The organism is Gluconobacter sp. NFX36 (assembly GCF_049887835.1).
Lineage (GTDB): Bacteria > Pseudomonadota > Alphaproteobacteria > Acetobacterales > Acetobacteraceae > Gluconobacter > Gluconobacter japonicus_A.
In genome coordinates this window covers 76,611-98,462 of record NZ_JAGEKJ010000005.1, presented here as the reverse complement: position 1 = coordinate 98,462, position 21,852 = coordinate 76,611, and the positions used below count along the sequence as shown (strand labels likewise).

The 21,852-nt window shown below is 55.2% G+C and carries 23 protein-coding genes and 1 tRNA gene; 9 read left to right on the top strand and 15 right to left on the bottom strand.

Annotated elements, in window-relative coordinates; translation table 11 throughout:
• Positions 1-71 precede the first annotated feature (71 nt).
• Entirely contained in the window at positions 72-1,247 is a 1,176-nt protein-coding gene (locus J4P41_RS06705) for a pyridoxal phosphate-dependent aminotransferase (protein ID WP_426066520.1), read from the top strand.
• A 40-nt stretch (positions 1,248-1,287) separates the two neighbouring features.
• On the opposite strand, the gene hpnC is transcribed toward J4P41_RS06705, so the two are convergent.
• Genes hpnC through hpnA form a run of 3 tightly spaced genes read right to left on the bottom strand, consistent with a single transcriptional unit; the run spans position 1,288 to position 4,282 of the window.
• Positions 1,288-2,148, bottom strand: a complete 861-nt coding sequence (gene hpnC, locus J4P41_RS06700; RefSeq protein WP_415574303.1) for a squalene synthase HpnC — start codon at positions 2,146-2,148, stop codon at positions 1,288-1,290.
• Positions 2,145-3,287: a glycosyltransferase gene (locus tag J4P41_RS06695; RefSeq protein WP_426066641.1), complete on the bottom strand. Its 1,143-nt coding sequence runs from the start codon at positions 3,285-3,287 to the stop codon at positions 2,145-2,147. The genes hpnC and J4P41_RS06695 overlap by 4 nt, the downstream gene beginning before the upstream one ends.
• Positions 3,287-4,282: a hopanoid-associated sugar epimerase gene (gene hpnA / locus J4P41_RS06690; RefSeq protein WP_426066519.1), complete on the bottom strand. Its 996-nt coding sequence runs from the start codon at positions 4,280-4,282 to the stop codon at positions 3,287-3,289. The genes J4P41_RS06695 and hpnA overlap by 1 nt, the downstream gene beginning before the upstream one ends.
• Positions 4,283-4,420: 138 nt before the next feature.
• On the opposite strand from hpnA, the gene J4P41_RS06685 reads away from it, so the two are divergent.
• Together J4P41_RS06685 and J4P41_RS06680 are read left to right on the top strand one after the other, a co-directional pair.
• Positions 4,421-5,587, top strand: coding sequence for a lysylphosphatidylglycerol synthase domain-containing protein (locus J4P41_RS06685; RefSeq protein WP_426066518.1), 1,167 nt, complete (start codon positions 4,421-4,423; stop codon positions 5,585-5,587).
• Complete coding sequence (locus J4P41_RS06680) at positions 5,587-6,465, top strand: prephenate dehydrogenase/arogenate dehydrogenase family protein (RefSeq protein WP_426066517.1); 879 nt, start codon at positions 5,587-5,589, stop codon at positions 6,463-6,465. The genes J4P41_RS06685 and J4P41_RS06680 overlap by 1 nt, the downstream gene beginning before the upstream one ends.
• A 54-nt stretch (positions 6,466-6,519) precedes the next feature.
• Here J4P41_RS06680 and pyk read toward each other — a convergent pair whose 3' ends face one another.
• From pyk to J4P41_RS06660, 4 genes are all read right to left on the bottom strand, one after another.
• Positions 6,520-7,950, bottom strand: a complete 1,431-nt coding sequence (gene pyk / locus J4P41_RS06675; protein WP_426066516.1) for a pyruvate kinase — start codon at positions 7,948-7,950, stop codon at positions 6,520-6,522.
• A 25-nt stretch (positions 7,951-7,975) separates the two neighbouring features.
• The gene (locus J4P41_RS06670; RefSeq protein ID WP_426066515.1) at positions 7,976-8,911 is read right to left on the bottom strand and encodes an SH3 domain-containing protein; all 936 of its coding nucleotides are present in this window, start codon (positions 8,909-8,911) and stop codon (positions 7,976-7,978) included.
• Positions 8,912-8,990: 79 nt separating this feature from the next.
• Complete coding sequence (locus J4P41_RS06665; RefSeq protein ID WP_426066514.1) at positions 8,991-9,368, bottom strand: hypothetical protein; 378 nt, start codon at positions 9,366-9,368, stop codon at positions 8,991-8,993.
• Positions 9,365-10,141 (bottom strand): HesA/MoeB/ThiF family protein, encoded by a 777-nt coding sequence (locus J4P41_RS06660; RefSeq protein WP_426066513.1) that lies wholly within the window; start codon positions 10,139-10,141, stop codon positions 9,365-9,367. Before J4P41_RS06660 ends, J4P41_RS06665 begins: the two co-directional genes overlap by 4 nt.
• Positions 10,142-10,238: 97 nt before the next feature.
• On the opposite strand from J4P41_RS06660, the gene J4P41_RS06655 reads away from it, so the two are divergent.
• On the top strand, positions 10,239-10,769 hold the full coding sequence (locus J4P41_RS06655) for a DUF2939 domain-containing protein (protein ID WP_211569012.1): 531 nt from the start codon (positions 10,239-10,241) through the stop codon (positions 10,767-10,769).
• A 13-nt stretch (positions 10,770-10,782) separates the two neighbouring features.
• Here the strand turns inward: J4P41_RS06655 and J4P41_RS06650 are convergent, their stop codons facing one another.
• Positions 10,783-11,007, bottom strand: a complete 225-nt coding sequence (locus J4P41_RS06650) for a DUF3126 family protein (protein ID WP_010501823.1) — start codon at positions 11,005-11,007, stop codon at positions 10,783-10,785.
• Positions 11,008-11,197: 190 nt separating this feature from the next.
• Between J4P41_RS06650 and J4P41_RS06645 the strand changes: the two genes are divergently transcribed.
• The gene (locus tag J4P41_RS06645) at positions 11,198-11,797 is read left to right on the top strand and encodes a hypothetical protein (RefSeq protein WP_426066512.1); all 600 of its coding nucleotides are present in this window, start codon (positions 11,198-11,200) and stop codon (positions 11,795-11,797) included.
• A 37-nt stretch (positions 11,798-11,834) separates the two neighbouring features.
• On the opposite strand, the gene J4P41_RS06640 is transcribed toward J4P41_RS06645, so the two are convergent.
• The 6 genes from J4P41_RS06640 to J4P41_RS06615 all read right to left on the bottom strand — a co-directional run bounded on the left by J4P41_RS06640 (position 11,835) and on the right by J4P41_RS06615 (position 19,142).
• Entirely contained in the window at positions 11,835-12,536 is a 702-nt protein-coding gene (locus J4P41_RS06640; RefSeq protein ID WP_426066511.1) for a pyridoxine 5'-phosphate synthase, read from the bottom strand.
• Positions 12,533-13,528 (bottom strand): 4-hydroxythreonine-4-phosphate dehydrogenase PdxA, encoded by a 996-nt coding sequence (gene pdxA / locus J4P41_RS06635; protein ID WP_426066510.1) that lies wholly within the window; start codon positions 13,526-13,528, stop codon positions 12,533-12,535. Before pdxA ends, J4P41_RS06640 begins: the two co-directional genes overlap by 4 nt.
• Position 13,529: 1 nt before the next feature.
• Complete coding sequence (locus J4P41_RS06630; protein WP_426066509.1) at positions 13,530-14,948, bottom strand: M20/M25/M40 family metallo-hydrolase; 1,419 nt, start codon at positions 14,946-14,948, stop codon at positions 13,530-13,532.
• A 4-nt stretch (positions 14,949-14,952) separates the two neighbouring features.
• Positions 14,953-18,159: a glycosyltransferase gene (locus tag J4P41_RS06625; protein ID WP_426066508.1), complete on the bottom strand. Its 3,207-nt coding sequence runs from the start codon at positions 18,157-18,159 to the stop codon at positions 14,953-14,955.
• Between the two features lie 47 nt (positions 18,160-18,206).
• The gene (locus tag J4P41_RS06620) at positions 18,207-18,725 is read right to left on the bottom strand and encodes a protein-export chaperone SecB (RefSeq protein WP_426066507.1); all 519 of its coding nucleotides are present in this window, start codon (positions 18,723-18,725) and stop codon (positions 18,207-18,209) included.
• A 126-nt stretch (positions 18,726-18,851) separates the two neighbouring features.
• Entirely contained in the window at positions 18,852-19,142 is a 291-nt protein-coding gene (locus tag J4P41_RS06615) for a hypothetical protein (RefSeq protein WP_211569005.1), read from the bottom strand.
• A gap of 168 nt (positions 19,143-19,310) precedes the next feature.
• On the opposite strand from J4P41_RS06615, the gene J4P41_RS06610 reads away from it, so the two are divergent.
• The 4 genes from J4P41_RS06610 (at position 19,311) to J4P41_RS06595 (ending at position 21,125) form a co-directional block, all read left to right on the top strand.
• Positions 19,311-19,643, top strand: a complete 333-nt coding sequence (locus J4P41_RS06610; RefSeq protein ID WP_415515269.1) for a lipopolysaccharide assembly protein LapA domain-containing protein — start codon at positions 19,311-19,313, stop codon at positions 19,641-19,643.
• A gap of 8 nt (positions 19,644-19,651) precedes the next feature.
• On the top strand, positions 19,652-20,362 hold the full coding sequence (gene pyrF, locus J4P41_RS06605; RefSeq protein WP_211569003.1) for an orotidine-5'-phosphate decarboxylase: 711 nt from the start codon (positions 19,652-19,654) through the stop codon (positions 20,360-20,362).
• Positions 20,359-20,994 carry a phosphoribosylanthranilate isomerase gene (locus J4P41_RS06600; protein ID WP_426066506.1) on the top strand — a complete coding sequence of 212 codons (636 nt, stop codon included), beginning with the start codon at positions 20,359-20,361 and terminating at the stop codon, positions 20,992-20,994. Before pyrF ends, J4P41_RS06600 begins: the two co-directional genes overlap by 4 nt.
• Positions 20,995-21,034: 40 nt before the next feature.
• Positions 21,035-21,125: transfer RNA gene (locus J4P41_RS06595), tRNA-Ser, on the top strand.
• 161 nt (positions 21,126-21,286) lie between these two features.
• Here J4P41_RS06595 and J4P41_RS06590 read toward each other — a convergent pair.
• Complete coding sequence (locus J4P41_RS06590; protein WP_426066505.1) at positions 21,287-21,766, bottom strand: hypothetical protein; 480 nt, start codon at positions 21,764-21,766, stop codon at positions 21,287-21,289.
• Positions 21,767-21,852 lie beyond the last annotated feature (86 nt).

The window sequence follows — 21,852 nt, the reverse complement described above, 5'->3', positions numbered from 1 at the left end:
ATTGGACCTTTGACAGCTAGATCGTTTCGTTTCTATTATGTTTTCAGAAATTCTAGGAGCGTGAACCGAGCATGACCGACCGCCTGTCCTCTGAAGCAAAAAATGATCTCCTTTCACGCGGTTACTCCCGTCGTAGTCTGGGCCGCGTAGCTGCACTTCTGAGTGCAGGCATGGCGGTACGGTCTATCGTAGGGCGCGCTGAAGCCTCCCCTCTCACGGCTCTCCCGCCTGGCGATGTGACCAAGATGGTCCGTATTGGCAGCAATGAGTGTTGGACCGGCCCATTTCCGGCTGCGGCCAAGGCTGGTGCCGCTGCGGTTTTCGAAGGAAACCGCTACGACCCTACGGGTCATACGCGCGAAGATCTGATCAGCACCGCTGCCAAAGTCGAAAATATCCCAGAGAATTGCATTATACCTTGGGGCGGTTCGTCCGATCCACTTTGTCGTACAATCGTGACATTCTGCTCTCCGACCCGTGGACTCGTGACGGCTGATCCGAGCTATGAAGCGGGATGGGTTGCGTCTGAATGGCTTAAAATTCCGCTAAAAAAAGTGCCGCTGGACGCGTCAAATGGTTACAAAACCGACGTGAAAGCGATGTTGAAGGCGGATCCAAACGCAGGTGTCTATTATATTTGTTCGCCCAATAATCCGACCGGCACACTGACGCCGCTGGAAGATATTCGTTGGCTGGTCGCAAACAAGCCAAAAGATTCCATCGTTCTGGTTGATGAGGCTTACATTCACTTCTCTAATGCTCCGAGTGCTGTTGCGCTTGTTGCTGAAGGTCGGGATGTCGTTGTTCTGCGCACATTCTCCAAAATGTTTGGAATGGCGGGGCTACGTCTTGGGTTTAGCATAGCTGCCCCTGCCCTTCAGGAAAAAATGATGCGCTATGATGGCGTGAACCAGACACACATGCTGCCTATCCCGGCGGTTGTGTGTGGCACGAAGAGCCTCACCATGAAGGCCGATATCGATGCCCGTCGTCGTGAGATGATTGCGGCCCGCGCCATGACCTACGACCATCTTCAGAAGAAGGGAATCAGCTTTATCCCGTCTGATGCAAATATGTTCGTTATTGACTGGAAGCGGCCTGCCGGGCCGATCAAGGATGCATTCCTGAAGGAAAACATCATTATCGGGCGCTCCTGGCCGATCTGGCCGAACGCATCCCGCATCACGGTTGGCTCGATGAGTGAAATGAAGAAATTCTGTGCGGCACTGGACCGCATCATCGGCTGATAGTTCAAAACGGGAGGCTCTCTGGCCTCCCGTTTTTTATTTAGTGTGTTGGCCAGTAGCGCATTGCCAGAAGTAGGGCTTTTGCCCCGTCAGCTTTTGTAAGAGCAACCCGTTCGGCCACAGGGTCCTGACGACGCAGTCGCTTTGCCAGAATATGCGACAGTTCCACAATGACAGCGGCCTCCAGTCGCATCCGTCGATCTCGGATCAGCATTGGAAGACCGCGTGCTTCGCGATTCAGTGCATCCACCCCATCAAGCATCCTGTCGAAAACCCGTCTCAGCCCGGGCTTGCTGCGCACCAGCCTCAGGTCATCAATGGTAACGCCTTCTTCCTTAAGCCAGGGCAGCGGAATGTAGCAGCGGTCCAGAACCTGAAGATCTTTTGCCGCATCCTGCAGGTGATTAATCACCTGAAGCGCTGAACACAGAGCATCTGAAGGTGCAAGCGTTTCGTGTCCTTCTGCATGGAGCAGCAATAAGAACCGACCGACAGGATTGGCGGAATACCGGCAGTAATGCAGCAGTTCCTGCCAGCTTTCGTATCTTGTTTTTTCTGCATCCATGCAGAATGCTTCAAGAAGATCTGTCGCTGTCTCCAGCGGTACACCTGTCTTGAGAAGAACCTCTCTCAGCTTCACCGCTGTCTGGGCATCGGCTCGTTGCGGAGCCTGTAGTTCTCCTCTGATGACGGCGGCCATCCCACGCAGTCGGGCAATTTTCTGCTGCGGGGTTAGTTCGGATGTATCCACCATGTCATCCGCCACGCGGGCGAAATTGTAATAGGTATGAACATACGGGCGGAGATGGCGGGAAATCAGCAAAGAACCAACGGGGAAATTCTCGTCGGTTTTGCCTTTGTCAGAGGTGACGTCTTTCGTCCCCCAGATGTCTTCTGTCACGATGCCTCATCCGTATAGGAGCGATTTTTCCAGCGCACGCCAACGCCCCTGTGATGGTCGATCGCCGAGCCGATGGTTGCGGCCATATAGAAGGCGGCAATCAGCGGCAGCGGCAGTGCGCGCCATAAGGGAAGTCCGAACCGTCGCAGGGTTGGAAGAAATGTAGCGCAGGACAGGAGATAGGTCAGTAGTCCAACCTTCCTCGTACGCCCTTTCCCAAAAATGGTTAGTCCGATCGGAAGGAGCCAGATCAGCGTCATTCCGAAAATGGTCACAAGAAGCAGGAGCGGCGACTGCCGGAGTTGGACATAAGCCGTCCGGGCAATCATTTCCCAGATGTCTTTCGCGCCACGATATGGTCGAACCGACCATGCGAGCGCGCTGTGGCCCAGATAGAGGCGGCCGCCGGAGCGTTTGACATGCGCTGCAAGAGTGCAATCGTCGATGAGTGCTCCCCTGATAGCCTCAATGCCACCAATCCGGTCCAGTGCGCGTCGACGAAGCAGAATGGTCCCTCCTGCTGCGCCTGCGATTTTGGATCGCTCGTTTGCCGTCCATGCAAAAGGGTACAGCATGGCGAAGAAATAGACGAAGGCCGGAACCAGAAAGCGCTCTGCAGAGCTCTCACAATTCAGAGCCACCATTTCGGAAACAAGATCCAGATCGTCTGCACGGGCCTTGGCGAGAAGCGTCGAAAGATGCTTGGGCGCATGCATGATGTCTGCGTCGGTTAGCAGGACGTATCCGTAAGGCCCAATGTGACTCAGTGCTTCCTGCGCGCCCTGATTGACAGCCCAGAGCTTGCCACTCCATCCCGTAGGACGGGAAGCACCGGTCAGGACGGTGAGACGTTTGTGTGGGTCAGGCAGGGCGCGGGCCAGATCGCCTGTTCCATCTGTGCTGTTATCGTCTACCAGGATGACCGACAGTTTCCCGTCATAATCCTGTTCAAGTAGCGACGTCAGACACGCTTCAATCGACTCGGCTTCGTCCCGTGCCGGAACGACGATTGCGACGTCAGGGGCGCAGGGCGGAGCAGCGGAAGGTTTGAGAACGGGTCCACCCTGCCAGAATTTTCCATGGAAGAGCGTCAGGTAGATCCAGGCGCCAAGGCTGGTGAGTGCACTTCCATAGAGCATTATTTCATCCGTCCATGCAGACGGAACCACGAAATGGCATCCGCTATGGCGTCCCTTGCAGGCCGGGGGGCATAGCCAAGTTCCGTCTGCGCCTTCAGCGAAGAGAAAAACATCAGCTTCCGAGACATGGCGAGTGTTTCACGGGTGACACGCGGCTCAATGCCAAAGCCCCGAGCCAGCCATTCAGATACGACAGCCACCGGATAAAGCCACGACTGCCTGAGCTTGATGCGGGGCGGTTTGACGCAGGCAATCTCGCTCGTGAGGCGGAAAAGATCCCCCAGCATCATGTTCTCCCCGCCGAGAATATATTTCTCGCCGATCTTGCCGCGTTCAAGCGCCAGAACATGCCCTTCGGCAACGTCATCAACATGCACGATGTTGAGGCCTGTCTCCACATAGGCTGGCATCCGACCGGATGCACAATCGAGGATCATCTGACCTGTAGGCGTTGGTTTGATGTCGCGCGGGCCAATCGGCGTCGAGGGGTTGACGATGATTGCAGGAAGTCCCTTTTCACGCACCAGTTTCAGAACTTCCTGTTCTGCCCGGTACTTTGAAAGCTTGTAGGTCCCGATAACGGTGCTTTCCGTGACGTAGGTTTCTTCGTCTGCCGGCGTACCGTCCTTGTTGAGCCCAAGGGCCGCAACGGAAGAGCAGTACACGATCTTCTCTACGCCGGCTTCCAGGGCAGCCAGCATGAGGTTCCGCGTCCCTTCCACATTGGCTTTCATCATCACTGCCGGGTCCGGAACCCAGAGTCGGTAATCAGCCGCGACGTGGAAAAGATTTTTTACGCCTTTAAGCGCTGCCGGAAGAGTCGAGGGATCGGAAAGATCTCCGATGGCAAGTTCCGCGTCGAGCTCTGTAATGTTGGATCGGTCCGAGTTTTCCCGAATAAACAGACGCAGGCGGTGCCCACGTTCCCGGAGCACGCGGGCAACAGCAGAACCGACGAACCCGGTAGCCCCTGTAACGAGTGTGACATCGTTCATGGTGGCAATCTTCTCCTTGGTTCATCAGCAACAGGTTGAAATTTTTCGCGTACCTTACTGCTGCTGGCTTTCGGGGGAAAGCGTCTGCAAGACTGGAATATTGGAGAACTGTGGGTTAGAGCGTGTTGCAAACGGCATGTGACGAAGACGTTGAAAAAAACTCTCCCCATTATCCTCTCCCTTCTGGGCGTGGCTCTCTTCACATTCATTGCAGCCAAAGCAGGCGTTCATCCTGTTATGGAAGCTCTTGGAAAAGTCGGTATCGGAGGGTTCTTCCTTCTGGTCATGGCTCAACTCGTGGTGGACATTGGACTCGGTATCGCCTGGAAGGCTTCCGTTCCCCAGATCGGTCTCCTGAGACTGATTGGCGCGCGTCTGGTGCGAGATGCAGCCGGGGCCTGCCTGCCCTTTTCCCAGCTTGGTGGAATGGTCCTCGGAGTCAGAGCAACTCTGGCAGGGCGCCGTGCTCAGGCGGTGGATGGAGAAGATCTGCACTGGCCTGAAGGCGTGGCGTCCAATCTGGTGGACATCACCACCGAAGTTCTTGGGCAGATTGCATTCATTCTGGTTTCAATCCTCTGCCTTGTCGGTCATCAGGGAGCTGCGCGGTTTATCTGGCCACTGATGGGTGGCATGGTTCTTCTGTCGCTTGGGATCGCAGGGTTTATCTGGACCCAACATCGTGGCGGGTCGATGGTTCGTAAGGCTGCGATGTTCTTTGGGCGTCATATTGCGGCTGACTGGCGCGAAAGCCTGATCGGAAACACCGATATTTTTCAGGCCCGTCTGGAAGCTCTGTGGAGCCGCCCGGACCGGATCATGCTGGGAGCATTGTCACATTTCCTCTGCTGGATCGCAGGCGCTTTGCTGACATGGATCGCGCTCATTCTTCTGGGAGCGCATGTCGGATTCCTGTCAGCGCTCGCTATTGAAGGCGTCGTGTGCGGGATCATGTCAGCAGGGTTTCTTGTCCCCGCGGCTCTGGGAGTGCAGGAAGCAGCCTATGTCGCTCTTGGTCTGATTTTCGGAATTGATTCACAGATTTCTCTGAGTCTGTCCCTACTGCGTCGTGGAAGGGATATTCTGATAGGTATTCCCGTTCTTCTCGGCTGGCAGTTTGTTGAAATGAGCCGTCTTCGCAAAGAAAACGGCTCTTCCACACCTCGCTCAGAAAAGACCGCGACATCCGTTTTGAAGACAACAACATCCGTTATGGCCGCAAGTGGCAAGAAAGACGGCTCGTCTTCTCGTGAAACCGAAGATAAGGACGGCGCTGCATTTGCAACGTCGCCGCGTATTCTTTGATGGCCCTTTTCAGATCTCTTGCCGTTATTGGGCCCGGACTGATTGGATCTTCTGTCCTGCGTCGTGCGCGCGAAACAGGTCTTCTGGCAGACACGTTGATTGCAGCGGACATCAACCTAGCAGTGCTGGAGCGTGTCCGAGACCTGAAGATAGCGGATGTTGTAACAGATAGCATGGCGGTGGCGGCTCAGGCCGAATGTGTCATGATCTGTGTGCCGGTTGGTGCTGTTGAAGCGACGGCGCGTGCTATCCTTCCCTACATGAAGCCGGGTTCTTTTTTAACGGATGTAGCCTCGGTTCGGGGCCAGCTTGGACCTACGATTCAGGCCCTTCTGCCAGAAGGCGTTGCATATGTACCCGGCCATCCAATGGCGGGTACCGAGCATTCTGGGCCGGATGCAGGTTTCTCGACGCTGTTTGAAAACCGCTGGTCCCTGCTCGTGCCGCCTGATGGCGCAGATGAGAAAGCTGTGCAGAAGGTACGGCAGCTTTGGGAGCTGTGCGGCGCCAGAACCAAAATCCTGTCTGACGACAAGCATGATCGTATTTGCGCCATGGTAAGCCACCTGCCTCATCTGCTGGCGTTTACCATTTGCGACACGGCCGATAATCTTTCCGAAGAAATCCGTGCTGCTGTTCTTGATTATGCAGCTTCAGGGTTTCGGGATTTCACACGTATTGCTGCTTCGGACCCGGTGATGTGGCGGGACATTTTCATCGCCAACAAGGATGTTCTTTTGGAGACCCTTGATCGCTTTGTGGCAGATGCTCAAGGCATGGCGCAGGCAATCCGGGAAAGCGATGAAGCTGCTATTACAACCCGTATTGAACGGGGACGCAGGATCAGACGAACACTGATTGAGAACCGTCAGGCCTGATGGTTGGATTTTCTTCCACCCAGCAACGGGCTGGATGGAAGAAATATTTGAAAATCAGGCTGTTATGATGCGAAGCGTATTTGTGCTTCCAGCAACGCCGTAAGGCAGGCCAGCCAGAACAATAACATGATCGCCAGGTCGGCAAAGCTGCATAGAACATGCCATGGCCGCAGTAGGCTCTGCCAGTTCTTCTATGCTCTGAGCGATATGCTCTTTCTCCACAACCCGTGGAAACACACCCCAAACAACGCAAAGTCGCCGTGCGACTTCCTGATGAGGTGTGACAGCCAGAATGGGGCAATGGGGCCGCTCGCGGGCCATGCGGATTGCGCCACCGCCACCCTGTGTCCGGACACCGATGGTCTTTGCGCTCAGAGCCGTACTGACCTGCCAGGCCGCCTGAACAATGGCGTTCTGAACGGTCCCCTCGGGCTTTGGACGGGCACGGTCCATACGGAGGCGCCACTCGGCGTCCTGCTCCACGCGAGACGCGATGCGAGCCATGATGGAAACGGCTTCAATCGGGTATTTACCCGCTGCGCTTTCGGCCGAAAGCATGACAGCATCCGCGCCATCATAAACGGCGTTGGAAACGTCTGAAACTTCAGCGCGTGTTGGTGTCGGGCTTTCGATCATGCTTTCAAGCATCTGCGTTGCCACGATCACAGGGCGACACTGGCGGCGTGCTTCAGCAATAGCGCGCTTTTGGGCAACGGGAACTTCCTCTGGTGGCAGTTCCACGCCGAGATCGCCACGGGCCACCATGATGGCGTCAGACAGGCGTACAATCCGCTCCAGATCTTCCATCGCCTGAGGTTTTTCAAGTTTCGTGACGATCGCTGCACGACCCTTGGCGATTTCGCGAGCTTCTTCGACGTCTTCGGGACGCTGCACGAAGGAAAGCGCGATGAAATCCACACCCAGCGAGAGGGCAAAGTCGAAGTCCTTGCGATCCTTTTCGGTCAGCGCAGGAATTGGCAGCGTGACGTCAGGAACATTGACGCCTTTGCGCTCGGAGAGCTTGCCACCAATAACAACTTCCGTTTCAAGCGCACCTTCGAGAACATTGACGACACGCAGCTTGAGTTTGCCGTCGTCGAGGAGAAGATGGCTTCCGGACTTTGCTGCCGAGATGATTTCAGGATGTGGCAGGCAAACACGATCGACATTGCCGGGGGTTTTATCCAGATCAAGCCGGAAAGGCTTTCCTTCTTCAAGGATGACCGGGCCGTTCTCGAATACGCCAACACGCAGTTTCGGTCCCTGAAGATCGGCCAGAATAGCGAGAGGGCGTCCCACTTTCGTTTCTGCCGCACGGATCGCTGCATGACGTTCGCCATGATCTTCATGAGCACCATGAGAGAAGTTTAGGCGGAAAACGTTTACTCCGGCCTCAGCTAGAGACAGGATCATCTCGGGCGAGGATGAGGCCGGACCAAGAGTTGCGACGATCCGCGTACGACGATGATGGGAGCTGGATGTCATGGAGTGGCGTCCTCGCTAGGAAAAATCAGTTGGATTGAATCGTCTCGCCAGGGAGCAGTCCCCAGAACAGACGACGTGGCAGCCATCCCTCGTAGCCTTTGACGACCACGTGGCACCATTGAGAACTTTGTGGGCAGGCTTTGATGTTGCCCACGGTTCCCGGCTGGAGGACAGCAACCACGCTGCTGTCTTCCTCCGGATGGCTCATGAGGAGAACATCACTTTTATGCGCGCGGGCTTCTTCCTGAGTCGCAACATGCCCCAGAACGCGCGCATCTGCGCGACCGATATGGTCTCCGTCCTTTTCGGAAGCCTCACCAGTTTGTGCTTTCACACCTTCCGGTGGAAGTCCCGGAATAACAAAGGTACGGCTGCCATAAAGGGTGGCCTGATGTACCCAGCCCTTCTGACCGTCGGAGTCTTCAACCAGACGCCAGACATCGAACTCACGTTCGATTTCAACAGGAAGACCGCGGCGATGATAGACCCAGTCAATCGGATAGCGATCACCTGGCCCTCGGCGCATGTATACTTTGTCAGCTCTTAATGCAGCATAGCGCGGCAGAGGCAGACCCGTATTGCTTCCCTTGTCGGTTGGTGCGTCAGCCGGTGGAGCATCGGGGGATGGCGCTGGCATCTGGGTTGCACTGGCAGCCGCAGCCCCGGCGGCACCCGCTGCTAATCCGGCAGCTAGAGGCGCGGCATGACGCGTGACAGTCGTATGTCGTGCGGCGTGATGGGCCTTTTTGGCAGGACTGGCAGTATCACCCGTATTCTTCGAAGGCTTTTTCTTCCCATGCGCGGCTTTGGCAGCTTTCGCATCGGCCTTGATCGCGTGGTCATGTTTATGATGGGCCGCTTCTGCGGGAGAAATGACCATCAAAGCCGTTGCCGCTGCGAAAGACAGCAGAAGCGGACGGCAGCGCAGGGTTCGGGACAGAGGAGTGACAAGCGTTCTCATGAGCGCATCCCTGCCAAGGGTGGAGAGTTTCGGCAAGTCACCAAATGACGAAAATCGCGATTTGGATGCGGGAAATAGGTCACAGTGCAAGGATCGGTCGGTCTCCAGCCTGTTCCAGAAAAGTGACAATACCCCGAACGGCAACTGTTTCACACAGAGTGTCTGGTGTCAGCCCTGTGAGCGCAAGCCCCGTTTCGCAGACCATAAGGTTTGCTCCGAGTTCAATGACAGCTTCACGTAAATCCCGGAAGCTGGCGACGCCTCTGTTGTCCAACTCGGTATCGGAGGTGATGTCTTTCAGGCCTGACCAGTCTTTTGCGAGAGCATGAACGCTTCTGCCGCCAGCAAAAATCGTTACCGTGCGCCCCAGAGACAATGCGCCAGCCGTGACGATCAGCGCATAATGTGCGCGTTGCCAGGAATCATCTGCAAGCGTGATGAACATGGGGGCTGTCATGCGTGATGATCCGATTGCGTAGAAGGATGAACCGGACACGCCGGATCTCTGGCGAGAGGAAAGCTTCTGAGAGTACCGGCAAGAGCATCCCACATCATGAGACGCGTGTCCTCCCTGCCCTCAAGCTCCATGATTTCCCTCATGACTTCCACAGCCATCAGGCTCCCCATGACGCCTGTCGCAGCGCCCAGAACGCCGGATTGGCCGCAGGTTGCTGCTTCTGTTTCAGCTGCTTCCGGGAAAAGGCATCGATAACATGGTCCACCACATTGGGGGCGAAAAACAGCCAATTGTCCTGCAAAGCCCTGAACTGCGCCGGAAATAAGGGTCTTTCCATGCCGGACGCAGGCGTCCGAAACTGCCAGGCGTGTTTCGAAATTATCAGTTCCGTCACAAACCAGATCATATTCTGGAACGACGTCATTCAACGTATCAGCAGTAGCCCTGACAGCATGCGTGTTCACCGTGACCAGAGGGTTGATGTCGCTGAGGTGATAAGCGGCAGCCTCTACTTTCAGGCGACCTATATCTTTCGTGCCGTACAGAACCTGCCTCTGAAGATTGCTGAGTTCCAGAATATCATGATCCATCAGCCCAATCCGGCCAATCCCCGAGGCTGCAAGCTGTTGGGATAAAGGCGCTCCCAACCCTCCTGCTCCAATAATCAGAACGGAGGCATTTTTCAGCCGCGCCTGCCCGATGGCCCCGACTTGGGGAAGTAGGATGTGGCGGGAATATCGCTCAAGCTCGTCGTCGGAAAAATCAAGAGTCATGGTCTCAAGATAATTGCTGACTTTTGAGACGGAAAGACGTTAGATTCATCATTGTCCACATCTCCCCGGATTTTGGGGTTTGTGCGGAGGCTCTATCATGCAAAATTCTTTCTGGAAAAAATCTTCCCGGACGCGGCAGGGCCTTGGTGTGGGTCTTGGAGCGACTCTGGCTGCCTACGCCATCTCTCCCTATCTGGCGCTCTGGGATATCGACCGTGCCATGAAGGGAAACAATACGGCCCGGCTCGTCCCGCATGTGGATTGGACGTCTCTCACACATTCGCTCAAGGAGCAGTTCAAGCCGCCCGCACCAGCGTCAGATGATGATCTTCCGGATTTCGGGAGTTCCTTCGCAGGAAACGCCATATCGAATGCCATCGATACCGAGCTTTCGCCTGGAACACTGATGACAACGGCTCATCAGTTCATGCCGACTGGTGCCACAGCATCATCGGGTGGAGGCTGGCCTGTGTGGGGTGGCCTGCACGCCCATTTCGTGAGCCTCAACAAGTTTGAGGCTCAGGTGGACCAACCGGGACAGACACCGTTCGTCCTGCATATGAAATTCGAGCACTGGGGCTGGAAAATCACGCGGTTCGATCTGCCGCAGTCTGCCCCGCGGCCCTGATTCAAAGGGCCGTTCAGGCCGGAGGAAGGTCTTCCTCAAGGACAGTGATGTGAATGGCGTAGGACACCTCGCCCTCGTCCTCATCACGGTGCACCGTGCCGATCACTTCGCCTGCGACCGCGAGTTCAACACTCATTCCCTTACGGGCTGGCTTGGTAACTGTCAGTTTCTGTGAGCCGAGAAGACGCTGCAATGTCGTCTGAAGGCGCGTCACTTCGGAAGGGGTCATATCGGCCATCGGGTGGCACTCCTGAGTTTTGGCAAGGTCTTGCCCTGTAGCTCATCGTTACCCTGAAAGGAACCCATCTCCCCTACCCTGAATGGTATTCCTGTTGTAGAAACCGGGCTCTTCCAATCTTTCGCCCTGTTCCCCGGCTGTGCCCGGAGGTTTAGGGCGGGTCATCCTGACCTTGCGCAAAGGAGACAGAATGCGCCCCTCCGTCCTCCGTGTTTTTGGAGCACTTGCAACCACCGTTACCCTTTCCGGATGCGGATATTTCGATTCCCGTAATGCTCACAAGGCCCAGTTCGAGATGGTCGGCATGACCAGCTACGATGTTCAGGCTTGTGCTGGTCTTCCGGGCAGTACGAAGAAGCTGAACGATACAACGGAAATCTGGCAGTACGATGGAACCCAGAGCACGCCGACGATTTCGTCGGATTCCGGCCTTATTCCTGCACAGTCAATCATCAGCATCTATCAATCCGCTTTTGGCGGCGGCGGTACGACGTGCCGTATGGTGCTTCGTCTTGACCATGATCGCGTTTCCGAGGTGCATTACACCGGGAACGACGACGAATATATCGGAACAGACGGTATTTGCTCCATCATTACCCGTGGTTGTGCACGTCAGCGTGAATCGACCATGCATCGTGTAAACGCTGGACCATTTGGCCCTGTTTCTGCTTTCCATCCGCCCGCGACACCTCCGCAGAGCAGTTCGGCAACATATTCAGATCAGTCTGGGAAATATGTACCGCAGTTCAGCAAAGACAAGACACAGCCTGTGATCCAGCCTGTTAAGTAAGACGGTAGGCCGGGGGGAGACCCCCGGCTTTCTCATTTTATGGGCAGTTAATCAGATATTTCATTTTTCGAACGGCTGGTCCAAGCCCGGAAAAAACTGCCTCACTGATCAGAAAGTGTCCAATGTTCAGTTCCGCCAGCCCTGGCAGCTTGGCGATAGGCGGCACATTGTCATAAGTCAGGCCATGACCGGCATGGAGTTCAAGGCCACAATCGGCAACGGTTCCCGCTGCCTGATGCAGACGTTCCAATTCTCCACCTTTGCCATGAGCATAGGCGCCGGTATGCAACTCGACCACAGGTGCACCGAGTTCTGCTGCTGTTTCGATCTGTCTTGTATCAGGATCGATAAACAGTGAGACCCGAATACCGGCATCTCTCAGTCGAGCAATTTTGGGCGCCAGAATTTCTTTGTGCCCGGCGACATCAAGCCCCCCTTCAGTTGTGACTTCAGCACGCTTTTCCGGGACAAGGCAGCATGCGTGCGGTCGAAGAAGGCAGGCGATACGGACCATCTCTGCAGTTGCTGCCATTTCGAAGTTTAGCGGTGCCGCCAGAACCTTGAGGCGTGGCATATCGGCGTCCCGGATATGTCGACGATCTTCTCTGAGATGAGCTGTAATTCCATCTGCACCCCATTGGATCGCCAGTTTTGCAGCGTCCACGGGATCAGGATAAGCATCGCCACGGGCGTTTCGTAATGTGGCAACGTGATCAATATTAACGCCGAGCCGGATCATTGGCTGTTTCCCCTTCTGTGCTGGGACATGAAATCTGCCAGTCTGAGTGCTGCCAGAAGGCTGGAAGGATCTGCCCGGCTGGAACCACCAACCGGGGCGGCAATGTCAAAGGCTGTCCCATGATCCGGGGACGTTCGAATAATGGGTAAGCCCAGAGTGACATTGACGCCCTCTGCCATATCGAGCGTTTTGAGCGGAATTAGGGCCTGATCGTGGTACATGCAGATCGCCACGTCATATTTCGGGCGGGCCGTGGCACTGAACATTGTATCTGGCGGATAAGGCCCGGAAACGCACAGCCCTTCGTCTTTCAGTTGAGCAATAGCCGGACCGATAATCGTTTGTTCTTCGGTCCCCATCAGCCCCTTTTCCCCTGCGTGAGGGTTCAGACCGGCAATAGCCAGCCGAGGGGATACAAGCCCAAAATCGTTTTGCAAGGCACTATGCGTCGCCCGGGCCACGGCGATAATATGGTCTGTCGTGAGAGTTTCCAGGGCACGTCGCAGTGAGACATGAATGGTGACGGGAACGACTTTAAGCTGAGGGGATGCGAGCATCATGACCTCTTGCCCTGTCGTCTGACAGAGGGCCGCCAGAAATTCCGTGTGCCCCGGATAAGCGAAGCCTGATGTTGCCAGAATGTGCTTGGCAATAGGGTTGGTCGTGACACCGCCTGCCCGGCCTTCCAGAACAAATCCAACGGCACGCTCAATGCTTTTGATGACGGCGGGCGCATTGTCTGACGTTGGCTGTCCCGGCGTCACAAGAGTTGGGCACGTTATCGGGAGAACAGGTAGCGCGTCAGAAAAAGTCTGCTCCGCATCCTCCGGCTTTTCAATCAGCCGGAATGGAACTGAGTTGTTCAGTAGAACAGGATCGCCCAGCCAGAAAAAAACTGGCCCGGTGTTCCGGAGAGCCTGCCATGCGGCAACGGCAAGCTCCGGCCCGATACCAGCAGGGTCACCGAGAGTCAGGGCGATCGGAGCTGTCATATCAGCCGACATCCGCCAGAGCGGCAAGGATGCGGACCCAGGAGCGAATACCTTTGTGAAAGGATTCGAGACCATATTGCTCATTGGGGGAATGAATGCGGTCATCTGCCTGCGCAAAACCGACCATTAGAGCATCCAGCCCTAGCGCATCCCGCACTTCACCAGCGACAGGAATGGAGCCGCCGCTTCCAATGGTGGCTGCTGGAACGCTCCACTCATCCGTCAGAGCCTTGAGTGTTGGCGCGAGGAACCGGCTGTTCCGGGACACTTCAAAGCCCGGTGAACCACCATGTGGTGTAAATGTAACTTTCGCATCGGCCGGGAGAGTCGCGTTAACATGAGCGCGGAATGAGTCCCGGATTTTCTCAGGATCCTGCCCCGGAACCAATCGGAAGGAAACTTTCGCCATGGCTTTTGCTGGCAGAACAGTCTTGAACCCTTCTCCTTCATAGCCGCCGGAAATTCCGTTGATTTCACAGCTCGGACGGCACCAGGTCTGCTCAATGGCAGTATAGCCCTTTTCACCTGCTGCAATAGCGAGACCAGCTTCTTCGAGAAGGGCCGCATCATTCGGGAACAGGGCTCTCCATTGTGCCCGTGTCTCTGGCGACGGGTCCTGAATGCCGTCATAAAAGCCGGGAAGCGTCACCCGGCCGTCAGCATCGCGCAATGTTGCAAGGATTTGGCAGAGCAGTGCGATCGGGTTTGCTGCTGCGTTGCCATAAATGCCCGAGTGCAGATCATGTGATGCGCATTCAATGACGATTTCTTCTGCCATCATTCCGCGTAACGAAGTCGTGATGCCTGGCGTCGTTCGATCTGCCATGGACGTATCACACACAAGCGCGACGTCGGCTTTCAGCTCTTCTGCATTTTCCTTGAGAAAGGGAAGCAGATTGGCGCCCCCGCATTCCTCTTCCCCCTCGAGAAGGACGCTGACCTGAACAGGAATGGATCCATGAACTGTTTTCCATGCACGGCACGCTTCAAGGAAGGTCATGACCTGTCCTTTGTCATCACTGGCACCACGCGCAACAATGACCTTTCGACCTGCACCATCCTCTACAAGGCGCGGTTCGAAAGGCGGCGCTTTCCAGAGATTTTCAGGGTCGGTCGGCTGGACGTCATAGTGCCCATAAAACAGGACATGAGGTTTGTCTGCCTGAGGTGTATCGTGTGCCACGACCATCGGATGCCCAGGCGCAGCCCATTGAACATCCCTGACATCAACTGACAGTCCCATTTCTGCCAGATCCTGTCGAAGCCATTCAGCGGCCTTGCGGCAGTCCGCGGCGTGGGAGGGTTGGGTGGAAATGCTGGGAATGCGCAGCAGGCTGAACAGTCTTTCAACGGCACTGTCCAGAGACCTGTCAACGTGAGACAGAACAGCATCAAGAGGAAGGGATGTTGAAGTCGTCATGGAGTCAAAGTTCCGAAAGAGGTAGTGAGATGCCAACGCGAGGTGTCAGGGTTCCGAGGGCCGGTGCTTCTTCCGACGTCTCAAAAGGATGAGAGTCCTCGGCCTCCCGGGTAGGATCGTCAGCTTTGCGATGCTGCAGACGAATGGGGGCTGGCGCGATGGGGCCATTGGGCCTGTCCTGCCTGATCAGGCGTGGTGCATGGTCAGGTAGCGCAATAGGGGCCTGCCCCGACGAGAGGTTCAGAATATTCGTTACCTGCTGATCAAAAATTCTCGCATCAGCCAAGGACGAGACGAAGTGTCTGACGTTCTGGCTGATGCGGTTCCAGAGTTCTTCGTCTTCATACAGTCGTATCACCGCATCTGCGAAAAGAGCGGGGTTACAGAAACCACCTGCAATGCACTTGCCGGCCTCTTCTGACCACCCAAGTTGCTGCATGGTTGTTTCTGTCAGAACAGCGGGAAGGCCGGCAGCCGCAGCATCCAAGATTTCCTGTGCAGGTGCACTCATGACGCGGGAAGGATCAATCATGATCCTGCGTGTGCGGTAAAGTGCAGACATGTTCACGCTATCAGGGAGTGGTTCAATTCCTAAAGCTCTTGTGTAAGGTGTCAGGTCGATGTCGTTGCCTCTATACCCTGCAAACAGAACTGTCGCATCCGCTGGAAGGCGGTCGGACAATTCATGCAAAACCTGATGCACAAACCAGTCCAGACCATCATGTGCTGCGCTTCCTGAAGTTTCACAGGGTAGTGCGAAAAGAATTCCAGAACGATCATGAAAGCCCGGAACCGTCGTTGGAATGGTACGCGGAACATAGTTGAGTTCAAGTACGTTACCGTACCCGAGAGCGCGCAGGTTTTCAGCTTCTTCGGCGTGAGAGCATACAAGAGCCTGACACATCCAGGCGTCTGTCAGTTCGCGGTCAAGATCATCAAGCATTTGCTCGCGATCATTATGAAGGCCAACGCGCTTCCGAAGATAACTTTCTCCAGATGTTGTGCCATCAAGATCCAGGATCATATTCAGCTTGGGAAGAATGGCAGAATGTGATCGCAATATGCTGCCTGTTCGATGCAGTGTGTTGCCTCCCGTGATCCAAAGGTAATCGAAGGACGCAGCACGATCCCTGAGAAATTCCGGAAGCTCGGAAATGTCACTCTCGTTCATGATTTCTACGTTCGACGGAAAATCAAGGGCAACCGTCACGGGGTCGGTAACACCGCCTTCCAAGGGGAAAACCGTAACATGGTACCCCTTGAGACTCAGGGCCAGAATCAATTCCTGGGTCCGAAGATGGGGGGAGCCAAGCGAGCGGTGAGGCAATGTAGAACAGAGCACAAGCACTGTTGGTACGCCTGACGCAAAACGTGCTCTGAAAAGAGACGTACCGGTCATGGGATAGCGGGAAAGTATGGCCGAAAACCGTCGTTTCAGCCATGTCTGATTCCGGCGCAGGAAGTCTTCGGGTAACACAGTTGGTGGTCGGGTCCGATCCAGAATGGAAGGGTCATAGACGATTTTACCACCTACCTGACGCAGAGCCAGACACAGGGACAGGAGCCTGGCTTCGGACCCAATGCAGACTTCGTCAATGCCTCCGCATGCAGCCAGCTTGTCCCGTCGACAGAACAGCATGCCAACAGAGATTGCATCTACCTGACGGCAGAACCCGATTTCCGGTTCATTTGCGCGTCGGCCAACACCAAATCTGAGAGTCGAAGCATCTCGCCAGACAATCGTGCCCGCCTCAAGGACTCGGCCATCAAGACTCAAAGACTGGCCACCTACAGCCCAGACATCAGGGGAATCAAAGGCCTGCAAAGCGGCGTGCAATGTATTGGGGAACGGCTGCGTGCCCGGCTCCATCAGGAGAACAATATCGGCACGCGTACGTTCTACAGCGTGATTAACCTGTTCCGTGAAATTTGTTCGGGATGTTGGGCGAAGAACACGTATTCCTCTTACAATACGCTCGATCTGTGCCGTCTCGTCACTCGAACCGTTATCAACAATGATGATATCAATTGCGCCCGCCCCATTTGCATGCAGGGCAGCCAGTGTAGAGAGTGTTTCCAGAAACTGGTTGGTTACGGGAATGACGACACTGATTTCCGGAGGCCGAATCAGGCGAAAATCCAGAGGAGAGCGGACGATTGACGGAATAAGCGTGCCGGCCCGCTGCAAATCCAGATTTCTATACTGTTCCGGAGAGGCATCCGGAAGCTCTTGTGTAACGGCGATATTTCCCTGAGACTGGACCCAGAGCGCAAATAAGTCCTCGAATTGACCTTCTCTGAGCTTGCGCTGTATCCCCGGTTTTTCGGAAAAGCCTCTCAGATCTACCTCGGCCTGAGGTGTGCGCATCTCACGGGCGCCGTAACGCACAAAATGATCATACCCGTTGCGAAACCCGCCATTGGCCACGATCTGTGCAACGTCCGGGTACATATGAGCGTAATAGTCTTCACTGAACCATTGGTTCGGGTTGTATGCACCTGGTGTGGCATTTGTCAGATAATGATGCAGTGCGTTGAGGAAAACACCGTCTTTGAGGGCATTTTCGACCTCTGGGTAGGTAGCCAGATACCACTCTGGATCAAAATACCAAGAACTCCGACATAATCCCGCCCCTGCTGACATCAGGAACTGTCGAAAATCACCTTTACCGATGTCGTAGGAAATGCCTCGAGTCAGGCTGGCCATCCGGAAAACGGATGTCTTGAAAAAGGTGTGTGCCTGCCTCTGCTCCTGCTCGCCATCTGTCAGATAATGGTCATACCCGTTGCTAAACCCCTGAGAAATCAGAACCGGCAGACTGAGATCTGTATTGCGGGTGAAATATTCGGTCTCGGAGAAAAGCCAATGTGGCGAGCGGCTCCGAAAACCGCTCTCACAATAATGCAGAAAGCCACAACTGAAGACGCCGTAGCTGATGCCATCCCGAACGTCAGGGTTTTGTCTCAGATACCATTCTTCGTCGAAAAAACGATTGGGTGACAAGCCTTGGCTGGCCCCCTGTTCCAGCCAGTGCTGTTCCATGGCCTCATTGCTGAGATCCAGAGCCGAACCATCGCTTTTGAGAAGCTGTTCCTCCCGAAGAATACGCGCATACCGGGTCCGGTACCATTCAGCATCAAAGCGACCCCAGACCGGAGGCCTGGGACCAGAAAAGGCTGGAGAAGCAAGGATATAGTCTTTCAGGCTCATGACGACCTTTTCCTGCACGCGTCTTGGTCTTTGAGGATTAAATATTATCAGCCCTGTTGAAGCCGACGGCTCTGCCACAGGTCATGGAAATTGATGGGTTGGATATTTCCTACAGGGAAACCAGCTTCCCGAATCACATTTAACATTGCTGCACGAGCCGAAGGGAAAAGATATTTCGGGGCTTCGACGAGAAGAAGCGGCTCTGCCGTAGCCTGCGTGACTGCTCCTGTCAGACCAAAAAGACCTGCATAGGCAATATTGGTTTCATAGAGCACGCGGGGAGCAGGTGCATTGGGGACGGGAGCCGCGTCCAGACCCTGCGCACGAATGACCAGGGTAACTTCAAAACTCGGCTGTCCGCCTGGGAGCTGCCGGGCCGTCACATCCACTGTCATGCCGACGTGAGGCTGGGCCGGGATGTCACGGTAGATGTCAGGGGTATTCTGAACGTCAATGGACAGGGTACGGAGATACTGCGAGCCCACAACTAGCGCAGGGCTGGGTTCAGACGTCGCAGAACTTCCGGATGCACCCTGAAGTGTGTCTGCATGATTGTGATCGTTCATCCTGACCTTACCTGTAATCTGCACAAAACAACCTGCATTGTCGTTTGAAAACGCAGGATAAAGACATAAGGTTATCTTGTGTCATGAGGGGGAAATTTTGGCTACCCGAAGGCTTCCTGAATCTGATTATATGAAGCGCCCACGTAGCATTCCAAGCGCCGGAAGCGGCGCCCATCGCCTGGGAAGTTCTGCGCGGGCAATCCGGCGAATATGATAACTGGGCGGTGGCTGTTGTTCAGACATCAGGAAGTGAGCGTAGGCCCGGACCTGAGAAGTCCGCCACTGGCAGTCAGCTTCCGCGGCTTCGCGTGATATATAAACATCTGCGATGATCGTACGCTTCCCCTGAGATGCGATCACGGCCCATAAGGTGTCGGTTTTTGGCAATGACGGACGCAGTGGTATGACTTCGGGCACGGCGGTCCCTTTCAGTAAAATACTGGGAATGTTATCGCCTTAACGGAACGTCAGCATCGGTGTCTGGTTATGTCCCGCGACAAGAGCACACCACCATGAGTGCTGACAGGAAATCAATCCTCCTCAGGGTGTCTTGTCGCCCTGCAGGCAGCACGATAGGACTTCCTCATGCTGAGACTTCTTTTTATCGTTATTTTTTTGGCTGCCCTGATCGTTTTTGCTCTGAGCAACACTGATCTTGAACCAATCTGGCTCATCTCCTTTGGCTGGCATCTCTCTGTGGGTACGCTGGCGCTTGGTATTGGTGTTGTCGGCCTGATCTTTGGCTTTCTGACTGGTTGGGTTGGCGAGCTGCGGCAACGTTCGCGCGCTCGCCGGTCTGAAGCGCATGTTCGCACGCTGGAAAGTCAGTTGGTGGAACTGCACCAACGGCTTGACCGTCTTCAGACCCCTCCCGTTGCCGCAACAACGACAGTCCCCTCACCTGAAAACCGGATCTGATTATCACCATGTCCAAGAGAACCAAGCTGATTGCTGCTTTTGATACGAATAGCCGGTCACAGGCAGAAGAGTGGTCCGTGACCCTCGGCAAGACGGTCGATGCCATCAAGCTTGGGCTTGAGTTTACTTATGCCTGCGGTCTGGATGCGGTTCGGGCTGTCTCGACAGGTCACCAACTCTTCCTGGATCTCAAACTGCACGATATTCCCAATACCGTTGCTTCCGGTCTTTCCGCGCTTGCCCCTTTACGACCTGCCCTGACGACCATTCATGCCTGTGGTGGAGCGGAGATGATTGCCCGCTCTCGTGAAGCGCTGGAAAAGGCATGTCCAGATGAAGCGCATCGTCCTCGTCTGCTGGCTGTTACTGTTCTGACGAGCATGGACGAAGCTGGCCTACACGAAACCGGCGTAAGTGCTACGCCGCAGGAACAGGTATTGCGGCTCGGCAAGCTGGCAATTTCGGCAGGGGCCGATGGACTTGTGTGCTCGGCCCACGAAATCGCGCTTCTGCGTGATGCTCTGGGCGACAAACCTGTTCTGGTTGTGCCTGGTATCCGCCCTGCTGGCAGTGCCTCCAACGATCAGAAGCGGATCATGACGCCGACGCAGGCGGCTCAGGCTGGCGCGGACTGGATTGTTGTCGGACGCCCTATCACACGTGCTCCTAACCCTGCTTTCGCAGCCCAGGAGATCATGGCTGAGCTTGCCAGCGCATGATCGGCGTCAAGATCTGCGGTGTACGGGATGTTTCAACCATGCAGTTCTGTGCGAATTTGCGGGTCGACTGGGTTGGTTTCGTCTTTTACCAGGCCTCTCCACGTTATGTGACACCCGAGCAGGCTAAGGTTCTGAATGATAGCGCGCCTTCCCGGTCCTTGGGCGGCCCCGCGCGCGTCGGGCTGTTCGTCAAGGCGGATGACGAAGCAATCGAACAAACCCTTCAGTCTGTGAAGCTTGATGTTCTGCAGATCTACGACACAGAAGAAAGAGCGAGAGTCATAAGGAGCCGTTTTGGCCTCCCCACATGGCTTGCAAGAGGCGTGACTTCGTCGTCTGACCTCCCGTCTCGTGCTGAACTTGATGGGTATGTGATTGAGGCCCCGCATCAGGCAGGAGACGGCCGCCCTGGTGGTCTGGGACGCACATTCGACTGGACGTTGACCAAAAGCTGGTCTGCCCCAGCGTTCTGGATGCTGGCAGGAGGCCTGAACCCTTCCAATGTTGGTGATGCATTGCAGGCCAGTGGAGCGCCTGCAGTAGATGTGTCTTCGGGTGTGGAAGACAGCCCTGGCCATAAGTCTCACGATTTAATCAAAAAATTTGTCGAAAAAGCGCGTTTGGGGGGTTGATCTCCGAAAGGGCTTTTCGTAAATACCACCTCGCTCGACAGGAGAGATGGCCGAGCGGCTTAAGGCGCACGCTTGGAAAGCGTGTGTACGTTAATAGCGTACCGAGGGTTCGAATCCCTCTCTCTCCGCCAGCGATACCCCCACTATTAGCGACCGTTATTGACCAAAGGCAGCCACTTCTGCTCTTTTCGTTCATCTGGTCTGTTTCATTAATATAGAGAACAAATCATGAACCTCCATCATAATGGGGGTACCGATGGGGGTGTCGTTTGAGGCGTGGGGGTATCGGTGCTTACAGACATAGCAACCCGCGAAAATCTGCCAGAAATGGACGTCTGGCCAAACTGCGTCGATACTTCGGCGCACAGCCTACTTCCGGCAATCGACTGGAGCGCGGCTTGTGCGAGACTGCGGGCGCGTCAGGTTCAGGATATCGTCTAGGTTGAGCGCCGAGTGCGGTACGGATCATCTGACGGTAGATGTGGGATGGAACGCGAGACTGAAGAACTTCGTACATGCGCCGCGACATGTCAGCATACAGAGCGTAATTGCTAGAATACCAGACTACGGACTTTGCTTCGGGGCGCTTTCGGGCGAAATGCCAAGGGTTGCCCATCTTGATGCCAAGCTCCTTTGCCTCCCGCGTGCGGGCAATCGCGCAGCCGTCATTGTTCGAGAGAACCACGACAGGTTTGCGCTTCAGGTCAGATTCAAACGCGGGCTGGCATGAACAATAGAATGAGTTCCCGTCGATCAGGCCGTAGATGGGCATCAGACGTCCGTGCGAATCAGGCCGGTCGCCACGGCCCAGATCGAAACGTCCGCATCGTCATCCACTTGCACAGGCTGCATTGCGCC

Coding starts and splice junctions, on each gene's coding strand:
- J4P41_RS06655 (WP_211569012.1), top strand. CDS start 10,239: ATGCAAAATTCTTTCTGGAAAAAATCTTCCCGGACGCGGCAGGGCCTT.
- J4P41_RS06650 (WP_010501823.1), bottom strand. CDS start 11,007: ATGGCCGATATGACCCCTTCCGAAGTGACGCGCCTTCAGACGACATTG.
- J4P41_RS06630 (WP_426066509.1), bottom strand. CDS start 14,948: ATGACGACTTCAACATCCCTTCCTCTTGATGCTGTTCTGTCTCACGTT.
- pyk (WP_426066516.1), bottom strand. CDS start 7,950: ATGACATCCAGCTCCCATCATCGTCGTACGCGGATCGTCGCAACTCTT.
- J4P41_RS06600 (WP_426066506.1), top strand. CDS start 20,359: ATGATCGGCGTCAAGATCTGCGGTGTACGGGATGTTTCAACCATGCAG.
- hpnA (WP_426066519.1), bottom strand. CDS start 4,282: ATGAACGATGTCACACTCGTTACAGGGGCTACCGGGTTCGTCGGTTCT.
- J4P41_RS06670 (WP_426066515.1), bottom strand. CDS start 8,911: ATGAGAACGCTTGTCACTCCTCTGTCCCGAACCCTGCGCTGCCGTCCG.
- J4P41_RS06625 (WP_426066508.1), bottom strand. CDS start 18,159: ATGAGCCTGAAAGACTATATCCTTGCTTCTCCAGCCTTTTCTGGTCCC.
- J4P41_RS06590 (WP_426066505.1), bottom strand. CDS start 21,766: ATGCCCATCTACGGCCTGATCGACGGGAACTCATTCTATTGTTCATGC.
- J4P41_RS06705 (WP_426066520.1), top strand. CDS start 72: ATGACCGACCGCCTGTCCTCTGAAGCAAAAAATGATCTCCTTTCACGC.
- J4P41_RS06620 (WP_426066507.1), bottom strand. CDS start 18,725: ATGAACGATCACAATCATGCAGACACACTTCAGGGTGCATCCGGAAGT.
- J4P41_RS06640 (WP_426066511.1), bottom strand. CDS start 12,536: ATGATCCGGCTCGGCGTTAATATTGATCACGTTGCCACATTACGAAAC.
- pdxA (WP_426066510.1), bottom strand. CDS start 13,528: ATGACAGCTCCGATCGCCCTGACTCTCGGTGACCCTGCTGGTATCGGG.
- J4P41_RS06665 (WP_426066514.1), bottom strand. CDS start 9,368: ATGACAGCCCCCATGTTCATCACGCTTGCAGATGATTCCTGGCAACGC.
- J4P41_RS06695 (WP_426066641.1), bottom strand. CDS start 3,287: ATGCTCTATGGAAGTGCACTCACCAGCCTTGGCGCCTGGATCTACCTG.
- J4P41_RS06610 (WP_415515269.1), top strand. CDS start 19,311: ATGCTGAGACTTCTTTTTATCGTTATTTTTTTGGCTGCCCTGATCGTT.
- J4P41_RS06660 (WP_426066513.1), bottom strand. CDS start 10,141: ATGACTCTTGATTTTTCCGACGACGAGCTTGAGCGATATTCCCGCCAC.
- J4P41_RS06680 (WP_426066517.1), top strand. CDS start 5,587: ATGGCCCTTTTCAGATCTCTTGCCGTTATTGGGCCCGGACTGATTGGA.
- pyrF (WP_211569003.1), top strand. CDS start 19,652: ATGTCCAAGAGAACCAAGCTGATTGCTGCTTTTGATACGAATAGCCGG.
- J4P41_RS06645 (WP_426066512.1), top strand. CDS start 11,198: ATGCGCCCCTCCGTCCTCCGTGTTTTTGGAGCACTTGCAACCACCGTT.